General features: G+C 59.9%; 11 protein-coding genes and 1 pseudogene. 6 read left to right on the top strand and 6 right to left on the bottom strand.

Annotated features, from left to right (window positions below):
• Nucleotides 1-383: 383 nt before the first annotated feature.
• Nucleotides 384-1,202 carry an alpha/beta hydrolase gene (locus AC0L2K_RS16255; RefSeq protein WP_473531799.1) on the top strand — a complete coding sequence of 273 codons (819 nt, stop codon included), beginning with the start codon at nt 384-386 and terminating at the stop codon, nt 1,200-1,202.
• 1,107 nt (nt 1,203-2,309) lie between these two features.
• Here the strand turns inward: AC0L2K_RS16255 and AC0L2K_RS16250 are convergent.
• Nucleotides 2,310-2,531 (bottom strand): hypothetical protein, encoded by a 222-nt coding sequence (locus tag AC0L2K_RS16250; protein WP_473531798.1) that lies wholly within the window; start codon nt 2,529-2,531, stop codon nt 2,310-2,312.
• 132 nt (nt 2,532-2,663) lie between these two features.
• Complete coding sequence (locus tag AC0L2K_RS16245; RefSeq protein WP_473531828.1) at nt 2,664-2,999, bottom strand: hypothetical protein; 336 nt, start codon at nt 2,997-2,999, stop codon at nt 2,664-2,666.
• Nucleotides 3,000-3,176: 177 nt separating this feature from the next.
• Here AC0L2K_RS16245 and AC0L2K_RS16240 point away from each other — a divergent pair, with 177 nt between their 5' ends.
• Nucleotides 3,177-3,425 carry a hypothetical protein gene (locus AC0L2K_RS16240; protein WP_473531797.1) on the top strand — a complete coding sequence of 83 codons (249 nt, stop codon included), beginning with the start codon at nt 3,177-3,179 and terminating at the stop codon, nt 3,423-3,425.
• 522 nt (nt 3,426-3,947) lie between these two features.
• On the opposite strand, the gene AC0L2K_RS16235 is transcribed toward AC0L2K_RS16240, so the two are convergent.
• The 4 genes and pseudogenes from AC0L2K_RS16235 to AC0L2K_RS16220 form a co-directional block, all read right to left on the bottom strand.
• A complete protein-coding gene (locus tag AC0L2K_RS16235) occupies nt 3,948-4,091 on the bottom strand; it encodes a DUF2474 domain-containing protein (protein WP_473531796.1) in 144 nt (47 codons plus the stop codon).
• The gene (gene cydB, locus AC0L2K_RS16230; protein ID WP_473531795.1) at nt 4,091-5,098 is read right to left on the bottom strand and encodes a cytochrome d ubiquinol oxidase subunit II; all 1,008 of its coding nucleotides are present in this window, start codon (nt 5,096-5,098) and stop codon (nt 4,091-4,093) included. Before cydB ends, AC0L2K_RS16235 begins: the two co-directional genes overlap by 1 nt.
• Before the next feature lie 12 nt (nt 5,099-5,110).
• Nucleotides 5,111-6,510 (bottom strand): annotated as a pseudogene (locus AC0L2K_RS16225) (cytochrome ubiquinol oxidase subunit I).
• Between the two features lie 424 nt (nt 6,511-6,934).
• Nucleotides 6,935-7,744 carry a cysteine hydrolase family protein gene (locus tag AC0L2K_RS16220; protein WP_473531794.1) on the bottom strand — a complete coding sequence of 270 codons (810 nt, stop codon included), beginning with the start codon at nt 7,742-7,744 and terminating at the stop codon, nt 6,935-6,937.
• Nucleotides 7,745-8,598: 854 nt separating this feature from the next.
• Between AC0L2K_RS16220 and AC0L2K_RS16215 the strand changes: the two genes are divergently transcribed.
• The 4 genes from AC0L2K_RS16215 to AC0L2K_RS16200 are packed head-to-tail and all read left to right on the top strand — an operon-like array spanning nt 8,599 to nt 13,851.
• Nucleotides 8,599-10,149, top strand: coding sequence for an ABC transporter substrate-binding protein (locus tag AC0L2K_RS16215; protein WP_473531793.1), 1,551 nt, complete (start codon nt 8,599-8,601; stop codon nt 10,147-10,149).
• 49 nt (nt 10,150-10,198) lie between these two features.
• The gene (locus tag AC0L2K_RS16210; RefSeq protein WP_473531827.1) at nt 10,199-11,995 is read left to right on the top strand and encodes an oligopeptide/dipeptide ABC transporter ATP-binding protein; all 1,797 of its coding nucleotides are present in this window, start codon (nt 10,199-10,201) and stop codon (nt 11,993-11,995) included.
• Nucleotides 11,996-11,997: 2 nt separating this feature from the next.
• Nucleotides 11,998-12,861 (top strand): ABC transporter permease, encoded by an 864-nt coding sequence (locus tag AC0L2K_RS16205; protein ID WP_473531792.1) that lies wholly within the window; start codon nt 11,998-12,000, stop codon nt 12,859-12,861.
• Nucleotides 12,862-13,851: an ABC transporter permease gene (locus AC0L2K_RS16200; protein WP_473531791.1), complete on the top strand. Its 990-nt coding sequence runs from the start codon at nt 12,862-12,864 to the stop codon at nt 13,849-13,851. It abuts the gene before it with no gap.

The raw sequence follows: 13,851 nt of genomic DNA, 5'->3' as shown, positions 1-13,851 counted from the left end.
CCTGCGCGACCATCGAACGGAAGCATCGGTCATGCCATACGAATGTCCAGGGCAGACCCGTCGCGAGCATGGGATCTCGCGGCAAACGTCCGAAGGCGCCGCTTTGATTAGCGAACGGCGGCTGTGCCTACTTGCCCGCCGGCGGTACACCCAGCGCGGGGAGATCCTATACCGCGGTATCAGTCGTCCACGGCCTTGATGCAGTCGACTGCACGTGTGCCCTCAACCTAGCTTTCTCTGCATGGCCCTGATCGTCTCGTTGGTCGATCGAGCAAACGAGGAAAACGGACATGTCGCGCACCGACAGACAGTCCAGCACGATCAATGATGGCGCTACGCAATTGACGCTTCCCAGCTGCTAAGCAGAACCGACGGAGTGACCAATGTCCAAAACCATTATGCTGATCCATGGCGCCTGGCTGAACGCCCACAGCTGGGAAGGCTTCAAGGCCCGCTACGAAGCCAGGGGCTACACGGTCATCGCCCCGTCCTGGCCGCTCGACGACCGCTCTCCGGCCGAGCTACGGGCGTCCCCGAACCCCGCTCTCGCCCAGGTCGGCATTAACGAGATTATTGATCACTACGATCGCCTTATCCGCGCGCTGCCCGAGCCGCCAATCCTGATCGGACACTCGTTCGGCGGCACCGTCACGCTGCACCTGCTTGATCGCGGGCTCGGCCTGGTCGGCGTCGCCATCGATCCCGCACCGACCTCCGGCGTACTGGGCGGGTGGCAGACCATCAAGTCGACCTTCCCCGTGTTCTTTTCCTGGGGAAGCTGGCGCCGCGTCATGACCATGTCGCGCAGGTTCTTCAGCACGCGCTTCGCACCGACCGTCCCGCCGGCGCAGGTCGATGCCACGTACGACCGCTACATTGTCCCCACGTCCGGGAAAATCTACTGGGACGGTCTGGTCTCAGCCGCAGGCAGTATCCGCTGGGACAACCCCGATCGCGCACCTCTGCTGCTCATCGGGGGCGGTATCGACCTCATTGCCGACGCCAAGCTGACCAAAGCGCTGTTCAAGAAGCACAAGCAGGCGCCGTCGAACACCGAACTCAAAATTTATCCCAACCGCTCGCACTGGACCTGTATTGAGGCGGGCTGGGAGGAGGTTGCGGACTTCGCGCTCGACTGGGCTGCGAAAAACGCTCGCGGCCTCAATGTTCTGCCACCGAGCCCGCGTTGTGCCACTTGTTGACGCCAATCGTTCTGTACCGCGCGGCTCTCGGCGCGGAAGGCACCGTCGCAAATTCTAGTGCGGACGGTCTTGGCTGCGCTCGACGCCGAAAGCTCGCCGACGCTGAAGGTGCCCCCCGCACCGCCGCCGCGGGCACGATCTCTAGTACGGACGCTCCTGGTGTCAAAAACTTGCCAGCCCGGACCTGGCAGTTGCCGACCACACCGCTTACCGGTGCGCGCACGACCGTGTTATCGAAGTCGACTCGGCTAATGTCCGGGCCTTGTGCTTGCAAAATCGCAGCTTCTGCTGCTCGTTTGTGTTGCGGCGAGCACCTCCAACTTCCTGCGCTGCGCGTCAACTGCGGAGCTCGCCGCACTGAGGGACGCGTTTTTCTCCTTAAGAGCGGCGTCGTTTTCTGTAACATCGCTTGGCTAATTGACCTTCACCGGAGCTCGGTGGTGCTCAAATCTCTGGCGCGCCAGCAACTGGGTCACGACTGCAGAAACAAATTTGCTTCATTCTGGGTGATGACCTGCTGCTGAAGCCGTGCCTCCGCCTTCAGATTCACCAGGCGGCACGGCCTGAACCGATTTTGGCATCTGCCTGTGCAAGGCGCGCTTTGTAGTTGCTGTCGTCGATCCTAACGGCTTCGACCGAGGCATTGTCAATCACGTCCACGTCGATCACATAGCACGAAACTTTCGGTGTTACAGAGGTTGTTCCGGCTCGGACGTACGCATTGGCCGTGGCTTCTTCGAAGCGCCCAACAAGCCCCGGGACCAGGCGAAGATCACAACCAGGGCCGCCAGTTCAAGGAGCCCCGATGCTTTCAACAGGCGCACAACAGAATCTCCTACGCGCTTGGCTTTGTGGAACGGTGGTTCCAGCTGACGCAGCAATCGATTGTCTTGTCAGCGCTAGTTCGCTTATTCGATGGTCTGGTGCTCTGACACTTCGGTCGAACGGGTCGCTTCCGGCCGTACTGAGCGGCAATCTCCATGAGGCAGCCATCACGCTGGCATTGCTCCTGCCAGCAACGCCCTTGAGTAGGTGAAGTCGGTCTGCCATAGTTGGAAGCCTGTCCTGTATGTCAGTGCTGCCCGATTTAAGTTGGGATCTGCAGGATTAAAACCGCTGGATGTGCCGTAAAGCTAAAATATCCAGCTTTAGGCAATGGAAATTGACCTCCGCCGCTTTATCAACGTGTGATGATGCAGCTTCGCGCGCGCTTTCCATCGTCTGAATGGCGCGCCGAACACCGTGCACCCTCGACATCTCGGGCGCGCCGAACTGCACCACGAAGCAGGCGCTGAGCGCGAGGAGATGTAGTGGCAATGCGGTAATCATGGGCGGTCTCCGGACAAGAATTGCCTGCTCGGAGCGACTGCAGCCCCGGCACAAATGGGTCTCGATCTGGGTCAAAGTTGCGCGAGCATTCTCGATGGGTCCCAGGCGGGCACCCTGCTGAGATTTCGCGGATCAGTATCCCTTAGGCGGAACGAACAAGCAGATCGTCTTGCTGTCGTTGGCGCCGGCCACCGAGCACCAGTGGTAGACGCCGTCGGGCGAGTTCTTCACCCGGCTGTCGCTGTACGCGACGACCTCGCCAGTCTCGTTGATGACATATCCCTCCGGTCTCTCGTTGATGGCCTTCTCGCTGACTTGGCGGCAGTCGATGCCGGAGCAGCAGGAGAAGGGATAGCTCCAGCCCAGCGGCTTGGCGGCTGTGGGCAGCGCTTCATGCGCACTGGCCGGATATGCAATGAGAACCGATGCGGAGAATACGGCGGCAAGGGAGGCGCGGTGCGACAGCATTCCGATGAGATTTTGCACTGTTTTCCTCCATAAAGGCAGTAGCCAGTACGGAGCAGAATGCGCCGACCAGTCGCGCGAACCTATTCTACAAGGGTATTTGTAATGCGATGCAAAGGTGCAGGATGCATGCGCCCGGAGCTTGGGGATCCAGTCGGGAGAGATCAGGTACCGCAGTCCTTGGCACTGATCAATTACGCGCGTGATAGTCGATGCGTGCCGGACGAGCAGATGTGCCGGAGCGGCAGCCTCGTGCTGGCTGCTCGCAGTCAACACAAGGAGGCCGACGGCGGCCTTCCTGCTGGTCCTGGCATCCGTATTGATCCCGTGCCGGACACGCCGCGCGTGGACTTTTCACATAATGGTTCCCCGCGTCAGGTGCTCGACATTCCTCAAATCAGTAGACCTTGCCGCTTGGGAGATGACTAGCGCCGATCACCGGTGCGCGACTTATCCCAGCGAGGCGCGGACTGTAGCAAAGCTCTGGCCCGGCTTATGGGACAGGCTTGTTCATCACTGACCTTGCCCATTGGAATAAGCCGTTTAGGACTCTGGCACATTGAGAAGACCATGTAATGAAGCGGTAGCCCGGATAAGACCCCGTGCGTTACTCGCATGCGCGTGCAAGAAACTGCAGTAGGCGGTATCTCGTCGAGAGCGAACTTTCTGAATTGGCGTGCCTACGCAATCACGGCGATCAGAATGCCCCGCGAATGTAAGCGGCCGCAGCGGCGCGATCGTGGCAAATGGCGGCGAAACCCGGAGAATTGGCCGCGTCAGATAAAGTCAGTTCCCAATCGCCTTGATGGTGAATGTCCAGCTTTCGGGTGTAAAAAAGTGCGGCGCCTTCTAAACCGAAAGGGAACTCATTGATGCGGACGCACCCCGGCGCATTGGATCTCGGACCAATGGTGGCAAAGGCGGTTTTGGAGGCGTGTAAATCAAAGCGGGTCAGACGGTCATTCCGGCCATGTTCATCAACAGTCGGAAAAGGACCGCCACTATCGCCAGTGTACCGACGCTGGCGATCCAGATGAAAGCGAGCCAACCGAGCCGGCGCAGCAAGAGCTTTCGACTTGTGTGGGTTTCCGGCATCAATGGTATCCCTCCCCCGCCCTCACCTTTCCGCGGAAGACATAGTAGGACCATGCGGTGTAGGCGAGAATGAAGGGTATAATGCACAGCGCTCCGACGAGGGTGAACCCCATGCTCTGGGATGGAGCTGCGGCCTGCCAGATCGATATCTCAGGCGGGATGATGTTCGGCCACAGGCTAATCGCCAGCCCTGTGTAGCCGAGGAATAGCAATAACAGCGACAGCAGGAACGGCGCGGCGTGGCTCTCCCCACCGAGTGTCTTCAGAAGCGCCCATGTCGCCAGCACGACAAGTACCGGCACTGGGGCGAAGAAGAATAGATTTGGTAAGGAGAACCAGCGGGTTGCAATATCGGGGTGGGCGAATGGCGTCCAGAGGCTGACGATGGCGATCGCGACCAGCAATGCCGTGGTTATCGGGCGACCGAGTTCCCGCATCCGTCGTTGCAGCCCGTCCTCAGTCTTCATCACCAACCATGTGACTCCGAGAAGCGCATAGGCAAATAGAAGCCCTACGCCGGTGGACAGGCTGAACGGCGTGACCCAGTCGAAGGGCCCACCTGTATAAGTTCCATCCTTGACCTCAAAACCGTTGATGAAAGCGCCAAGCGCGACGCCCTGCGAGAAAGTGGCGATATATGAGCCCGCGGCAAAGGCTTTATCCCAGAACGGCTTGTGCGCCTCATCTGCCTTGAAGCGGAACTCGAACGCGACTCCGCGCCAGATCAGACCCGCCAGCATCAGAACCAGTGGTAGATAAAGTGCGCTCAGGATCACCGCATAGGCAAGCGGAAAGACGGCCATAAGGGCCGCAGCGCCAAACACAAGCCATGTCTCGTTGCCGTCCCAAACTGGCGCCACACTGTTGACCATCGTGTCCCGGTCTTCACGATTTCGTACGAAGGGGAATAGAATGCCGATGCCAAGATCGAAGCCGTCCATGATGACATACATCATAAGACCGAAGGCGACGATGATGGCCCAGAGAAGAGGAAGATCGATACCCATAGCTTTACCTCCTCAGTCTATCGCCGGATCAATATCGTCAGGCGCGGCTGACAACGGCCTGGCCGGACGTTGCGATTGGCCAGGATCTTGAGACTGGTGCTCGTCCTCGCTTTGGCCGGGCCCCTTGGCCACGAGTTTCAGCATGTAGCTGACGCCCATGCCGAAGACGGCGAAATACACGACGATAAAGAGGATCAGCGTCGCCGAGAGCGCAAGGGCGGAATGGTTGGAAACTGCATGCTCCGTGCGCATCACGCCTGGCGGCCAATCTCGGCCGTGTACCATCCCGCAAGGATGGCAATGAGACCTGATGGCCCCATCCAGGTGGCGAACCGCAGGAAACCCGATCGTTCGAAGAGCCTGCCGCGCCAGCGGAGCCAAACGCTCCACGCGCCGAGAAACAGCATCAACATGCCAAGGCCGACCATGATACGGAACGACCAGAACACGACCGTGGAGTTCGGCCGATCTTCCGGCGCATATTCACTGAGGCCGGGGAACTGACCGTCGAGGCTGTGGGTCAGGATGATGCTGCCGAGGCGCGGAATCTCGATCGCGTAGCGTGTCATCTCAGCTTCCATGTCCGGCCAGCCCAACAGAATGAGCGACATGCCGACGCCAGCTTCGTTGCGCCAGTGTCCCTCCAAGGCCGCGATCTTGGCCGGCTGATGCTCGAGCGTGTTCAAGCCGTGCTGATCACCGATGACGATCTGTATTGGCGCGACGATCAGCACCATCCACATTGCCATCGAGAACATCGTCCGCACCCGGCCATTGTCATGGCCGTGCAGCAGATGCCATGCGCCCGAAGCTCCAACGAAGAGCGCGGTGGCGAGGAAGGCCGCCACCGTCATGTGGGTCAGCCGGTAGGGAAAAGAGGGATTAAAGATCACCTCGAGCCAGTTGACCGGAACAACGACGTTGTTGACGATCGCGTAACCTCGAGGCGTCTGCATCCAGCTATTCGAAGCGAGGATCCACGTGGCCGAGATGAGCGTGCCGATCGCCACCATAATAGTCGAGAAGAAATGCAGGCCCGGCCCAACTCTCTTCCAGCCGAACAACATTACTCCGAGGAAACCCGCCTCGAGGAAGAAGGCCGTCAGCACCTCGTATGCCAGCAGTGGCCCAGTGATCGAACCGGCGAACGCCGAGAAATAGCTCCAGTTAGTGCCGAACTGATACGCCATGACGAGGCCTGAGACGACCCCCATGGCGAAATTTACCGCGAAGATCTTTGACCAGAAATGATAAAGGTCGCGATAGACCGTGACCTTTTTCCACAGCCACAGACCTTCAAGCACAGCCAAATAGCTGGCGAGTCCGATTGTAATGGCCGGAAAGATTATGTGGAAGGAGATGGTGAAACCGAACTGAATCCGCGCCAGTTCGAGAGCGGTTAGTCCGAACATACCTGATCCTCCTGCGAATTTGGTTCCGGGCGACCGATCGGCGCCAGATGAGGCCCCGTGAGAATGCGACGGCAGGCTTGACCGAGAGCCTGAAGACATCGGTACGGGCACAGTGGCCGACTGCGTTAAGCTCGTACTGGCCACGTGCAGTGATGCGTCGATCAGTCTCGGCAACCTTGACCGTCTCGCCTGTGAAGTCCGGCGACTTTAGTCTTGGTACTCTATATCTTTTATTGATCGCGACTGATCGATCTTCAGGCTGCCATCACTCCGTGCCCCAGCGATAGTAGTATTTCGCTGCGCCACCCTATCCAGAGGCACGGGTCCGATGCCGTCCATTTTCCGTGGGCTAATCCAAACTAGACCTTGGTCGACGCCGAAGGGCCGATCAACCTCGGGAAGGCCTTTTTAAGGTGTCGATCGGCTATCGCGCCAGCATTTTGACGGTTTGGTCCGTCGTCCATAGGCCGTTTGCCATGTATCGGAAGTTGATGAGTGCCGCGTGATATCCGTCGCCTTCCGGCAATTTGGTTGATGCGATTGCATCTCGGACCACCGCCACCTCGAAACCTTCCTCCAAAAACTCGCGCACGTGTGATTCCACGCACATATTCGCAAGCATGCCGACGACGATAATTTGATCGACGCGCTGCTTACGAAGTTGGAATGTCAGGTCGTTGACTTGCGGACCATAGAGTTTGTGCGGGGAGGCGATGATTGTTTTGCCATCGTTGATATACTTCTTGAAATCCGGCAGGAAGTCCGCACCGGAACCTTCGAACCCTTCTAGGGTGTAAGGTCCCTTTCGGTCGAAGATTCCCACGTCATGCTGGAATACTTCTAGAGGGCCCTGGACGTGCCATTCATGGTCCCAGTGGTAGTAGTGGTGCGGCGAGATCGCAACGACCATGCCCGCGGCCTTCGCCGCAGCAAATAGCTGATCAAGGTGTGGAATGAGCTGCTGCTCAGTAACGCTTTCGCCGACGACTGGCCATGCCTTGCCTTTAGGGTCCATAAAATCGTTCTGGGGATCGATGACCACTAGGGCTGCGCGCGAAGGATCGAGAACCATACTCCCCTTCTTGAGGGCGGGATTGGCCGGATCCGCATAAGGAGCAGTCTGCGCGAGGGCAGCCGACGGGGGCGACAGCGCGGCTGCGGCGCAGATGGCGATCACCAACAGGGAAGGATGACGCACCTTTTGAATGGAACAGTGATTGCGACGATAGGACATAGTTTGCTCCTTGCTACTCGCGTTGTTGCGACTACCGAATGACTCAGTGCTCGGATGGCCACGATCTTGCGGCGACAAGCAGCGGATGACGACTGGTTCGAAGTGGAGTGGAACTCATACTTGGAGTCAAACGGCGCGCGAAAACCGCTAGTGTCGCCCAGCCGATCTCAAGCCCGTGGGACAGATTCGACAACACTTCGGAACAGGCGATGCCGCCGCATCGCATAGGGTCTGTTCGACGTCAGCGGCAATAAGACAGAATTGGATTAACTGAGAGAGGAGGATTCCTGGCTCATCGTAGTCTTCAAAGAAGCGATGATGAGAAAGAAAGCCGAGCAGTCTACTCGACGTAGCGGAGCGGTGATGACGGCCTTTGAAGACCATGTTGATCTAGCGGCCTCGCGACTGCCTAAGCAAGACTCAGACATAACGGCCGTTGTCAGAGCCAAGCAGGTGAGTGGCGGAATATCGACAACAGGACGCAGGATTGCCAAACCAAGCCGTGGCTTCATGGAGCCTGTTTTCCGCAGGTGCGCGAAAAGCAATCGTAGTTCCGGTTCCATCGTTTCGTTGCCCAGCGGGCGATCCGCCGACGGGGCAGCAATCTATACCCTGAGGATAGGATAACCACTGCTTTGGGTTCATAGACCGCCATCGGTGGGCCGAAGTATGGTGCACGTGTGCACACCCGAGCTCCGGCGGTCGATGCTGAGCAACGATCGAAAAATCCTTGAGGGCATCGACAGGACGCCGGGCTGAACAAGAGCCTGAAGATGCCCCGTTGGCCAATAAATGACTGCAGGTTGCCTTCTTGCAGCCCCTTACTGAAAGTCCAAGCCGACGAGGAAAGCTCTATGCATACTTGGTCCTGGCTGACCAAACAATCTTTCAGACTCATTTTGCGCATGCTGGCACTCGCTGTCGCTTTGCTGGTTTCGGTAGTGCCTATCCACGCCCAAGAGGTGCTGCGCGTACCTTATGTGGCCGATATTGGCACGTTCGATCCGGACAACGGGTTTGAGACCGGCGCGATGAGCGCAATCAACAACGTCTATGAGGGCCTCGTCGAATATGAGCCCGGTACGACCAGGATCGTTGGTCTGCTCGCCAAGAGCTGGGAGATCTCGGACGACGGGCTGACTTACACCTTCCACCTGGTCAACGGTGTCAAGTTCCATGATGGCACGCCGTTCACTGCGGCGGCGGTTATAAAGTCTTTCGAACGCCGCCGCGATCGTGGACTGATTCTGAGCTATTTCCTGGCCAACGTGAAGGACATGAGGGCGCCCGACGATCTGACGGTCGTGCTCACACTCGGTCACCCTCAGCCATCGCTCCTCGATGCCCTTTCCAGTCCGTGGGGGCCAAAGATCATCAGCCCGGTAGCCCTCGCCGAGCATGACAACGGCGATTTCGCGAAGACCTGGCTCAATGAGCATGCGGTCGGCACGGGCCCATTCAAACTGGCTGAATTCAAACGCGGTCAGCGCTACGTGCTCGAACGCAACGTCGACTACTGGGGCAGCAAACCGTTCTTCCGGCAGATCCAGATTTCGCTCGTGCCCGATATCAGCCAGCAGATACTTCAATTGCAGGCGGGTTCGATCGATGCCGTGCCGATCAACTATCCGTTCGCCCAACTCACCAGCCTGCCGAGGGGGCTGGAGATCACCGCCGCCCCGAGCATGATTCCGTACCATCTCTTCGTTAAGCCGAACTCGTCGCTCGAGGACGCGGAGGTCCGCACGGCCGTTTTGACAGCGATCAACCCGGCGCTGTGGGTGAAGGACGCCTTTGGAGAGTTCGCAAGCCCGTCGAGGTCGGTCTATCCGAACGTGATGCTCGACCCGGTGAATCCGATTCGGTTCCCGACCGACTTTGAGGCAGCGAAAGCCGCGATCGCCAAACATGGCCCGGTCAAACTGGCCATTGGCCTCCATAGCGCAGCCCCGAGCTACGGCCGCATCGCCGACCTGATGATAGCGCAGCTGGCGTTGATCGGCGTAAAGGCAACGGCTTACGTGCTGCCCTCCGGCGCTGCCTACACCTTGAAGGACGACCCAAATCCTCCCGATTTGCTGCTCACGATCGCGGGCCCGGACGCCGCTCATCCGGAGAGCCAGGCCAAGGTGTTCTTCACAAAAGATGGTCCCCTCAACTTTTTTGGCCGGGTGCTGCCGGAAGCCGATGCCATCGTGGACCAGGCCGGGCGATTGACCGACGTCAAAGAACGCGACGCTCTCTACGAGAGAGCGGGGCAGATGTATTTCGATGCAGGCATCGTCATCCCACTTGTCGACGTCAATGATGTGGTTGTCCACACCAAGGGTCTGAAGGACCTTGGACTCCGTCCCGTGTACCCGCCCGGCAACATCGACTTCGGCACCGTTCGCTGGGGACCCTGAACTCCGGCCCTCCGGTCCATTCTGAAAGCAGGTCAGGCTCGTGCCGCAGATGGTCAAGCTTTTGCACCAAATTTCCGAACCCGTGACCGAGTCCGTCCTCGCCGTCAAAGACCTCTCAGTCATTCTCAGCCGCGAAGGCCGTCCATCCCGGGTCCTCGATGGCATCAGTTTCGACATGTTTCCGGGCGAGATCATCGCGCTCGTCGGCGAAAGCGGTTCCGGCAAGACAAGCATCGGGCTGACGCTTCAGGGGCTGCTGCCGCGCGAATACCTGCCGCAGGTTGCAGGCTCGATTCGGCTTGCGGGCATCGAGCTTATCGGCGCGGGAAGGCGCACGTGGCAGTCGGCCCGCCGCCATCTCGTCCGCGCCATCTCGCAAGATCCGATGGGCGCGCTCAACCCCACGATGACGATCCGCCGCCAGATGCGAGAATCCAATGGGGGGTCCGAGGGATCGATCGAAGACTGGCTCAGCCGAACCGGCCTGCCTGACCCGGACCGCATCGCCGATGCGCTTCCGCATCGGCTGTCGGGAGGGCAGTGTCAGCGAGTGCTTATTGCCATGGCGATGATGGCACGGCCGAAGCTGCTCATCGCCGATGAACCGACCACCGCGCTCGACGTCACCATGCAGGCGCAGATCCTCGACCTGTTGCGCGATCTCGCCCGCGATCAGCAGACGGCAATTCTGTTCGTTACCCACGATCTGAGTGTGGCGGCCTCACTGGCCGACCGCGTCCTGGTTCTCTACGCCGGACGCATCGTTGAAATGGGCCGCATACAGGACGTGGCCCGCAATGCCACGCACCCCTATTCCGCCGGCCTGCTCGCCGCTCGATTCGATCTGGACTCTGATCGACGGCGCCCGCTTCCCACGCTCCCGTCCGAGCGCATGCCCTCCATAAATGTTGAGAACGCCTGCGCCTACGCGACACGTTGCCCGATCGCCCAGCCAGATTGCACGGCAATCCGCCCACCGCTGGAGCCTGCTTCCGTCCACGGTGGCGTAGTTGCCTGCCTTCACCACGAGCAAACCCCATTTCTCTCAGCTCAGCGCGCTGACGCGAAACCATGGCCGGCCCAGGCGATCCAGGCAACTGCGGCCTTGAGGCTGTCCAACGTCGGAAAAACATATCCGACGGGCGCCCGATCGTTTTGGGGACGGCGCCAACCGCAGCCCGTTCTTAGGTGGGTCAACCTCTCGATCAAGCTTGGCGAGTGCGTGGCCCTGGTGGGCGAGAGTGGCGCCGGCAAGTCTACCCTTCTGAGAATTGCTGCCGGGCTCGTGGTGCCCGAGAGCGGCACTGTTACACGCTTTGACATGCCTCCTCCGCAAGTCGTGTTTCAAGACCCCGTGGCGGCGCTGACGCCGTGGCTCACGATCGGCGAGCAGATCGGCGAGCGCCTGCGGGCCGTTTCGCTGGACAGTGACTACGGCCGCCGTCGCGTCGGAGAGGCAATGAAGCTGGTCGGCCTCGATCCGATCCTGATGGACGCGTTGCCGGCCGAGATGTCGGTCGGGCAGTGCCAGCGCGCTGTTTTGGCTCGCGCGGTAATCGTCCCCCCAAGGCTTCTGCTCTGCGATGAGCCGATCAGCGCCATGGACGTGTCGCTGGCGGCCACCACCTTGAACCTTCTTAGCGACCTTCGGCGGCGGCTCGACATGGCGATGCTGTTCGTGACGCACGATCTGGCGGCCGCCAGGATCATCGCCGACCGTATCGCGGTGCTGAAGGACGGCGAGTTGGTCGAGGTTGCCGATCCAGATGCCATCATTGCCGCACCACAGTCCGCCTACACGCGGTCTCTCATCGCGGCGATGCCGAGCCTGCAGGCGGGAGCCTGACGATGACCAGCAGACCAAGCCCAGACACGCTGCCTGCGCGGCCTCGGTTCAACTGGCGCGATTTCTTCCGGCGTGCCGGTTGGCTTGAAAGCGTCGGAATTGTCGGCGTGCCTGTCGTCACCGTCGTGGCCGTGCTGGCGCCATGGATCACGCCATTCGACCCACAACTGCGCGTCGCCGGGGCCTACCTGCCGCCTTCGGCCGGACATTGGTTCGGCACCGACGAGATCGGCCGCGACCTGTTCTCGCGCGTCATTCTCGGCGTTCAATATACGTGGCTGCCAGGGCTTGCCGTTATCGGTTTCAGTCTCAGTGTAGGCTCCCTGGTCGGAATGATTTCGGGTCTGATGGGCGCCAAGGTCGATTTGGTCATCGAGCGGATCGTCGACTTGTTCTTAGTCCTTCCAGGAACGCTCATCGCGCTCGCTGTCGTGGCTTCGCTCGGTCCCGGGCTTGCCAACACGATGATCGCACTCGCCATTTTCTGGTGGCCCTGGTATGCGCGCATATCCCGTGATGAAATTCGTCGCCTCAAGGCCCGTCCTCATGTCGAGGCGGCGCGTATCGCCGGGGTCGGCGGTCCGCGCCTGCTGATGCGTTACTTGTTGCCGGGAGTGGTCCCAGCCTTGCTCATCGGGGCGTCACTGGATGTCGCCAACGTCATCATGACGTTGTCGCTGATGTCGTTCCTTGGACTTGGACTGCCTGCACCGGCGCCTGAACTCGGAGCGATGACGTCGCGCACCCTCGACAGTCTCACCGTCCATTGGTGGCTGCCGATCCTGCCGGCCGCGATCATCTTTCTCCTCTGCCTCCTCGCCAACCTTGCGGGTGACGGCCTTCGCGCCGCGCTGAGGGGGGCGTAGATGCTGACATATCTCACCAAAAGCATCGTCGGCGCCGTCGTCGTTCTCCTGGTGATGAGCTTCATCGTTTTCGGTCTCCAAAGCATTATCCCCGCTGATCCAGCGCGGGCCATTGCCGGGCCGAACGCTCCGCTGGAAACGGTCGAAGCGATGCGCGAGCAACTCGGACTTGACGACCCCGCTGTCGTTCAGTACGGGCGTTTTCTATTGCGCCTCGCGCATGCGGATCTGGGGACGTCGGTAAGGACCCGGCAGCCGGTGTCTGACGACATACAGCAATTTCTTCCCGCTACGCTTGAACTCGGACTGGCGGCGATCGCTTTGGGAGTGGCGCTCGCCGGCGTCATGGCAGCGCTTCAGTTCCTGGTTCCGGGATCGGCTGGCATAAGGCTCGCTATGGTGGGGGTGGGCTCCACGCCGATCTTTCTGTCGGCCTTACTTCTCAGCTACTTTTTCTGGTTCCAACTCGACTGGCTTCCCGGAGCGGGTCGGCTTACCTACCGCGACTTCGCAGGCCCTACGGGACTCAACGTCATCGATGGAATACTGGTCGGCCGGCCCGAAGTCAGCGTCGACGCGCTGCTGCACCTGATCTTGCCGGCGCTTGCACTGGCGTTGCCCATCGGCGTCGCGGTTGGGCGAAGCCTGAACGGTGCGCTTCACGAGGTTATGAGTCAGGCATATATTCGTACGGCACGCGGCAAGGGTCTCAGCGAGACAAAGGTGCTGTTGCGCCACGGTTTGCGCAATGCCGCCACGGCCCCGCTGTCCATGCTCGGCCTGCAGGTCCGACTTCTCTTCGGCAATTTGCTTGTCGTCGAGCGCGTTTTCGGGTGGCCTGGTCTGGGTCTTTACACGGTCCAGGCTTTTGCCAGCGCCGATCTCCCGGCAGTGCTGGGCGTCGCCATCGTCTTCGGAATCTTGTACATCCTGGTCAACACGCTCATCGAGATCGGACAGTCGATGGCCGATTCCCGGATCAACCTCTGA

Source organism: Mesorhizobium sp. WSM4817 (assembly GCF_055811135.1).
Note: the sequence above shows the minus strand (reverse complement) of the source record. Positions and strands in the feature narration are given on the sequence as shown.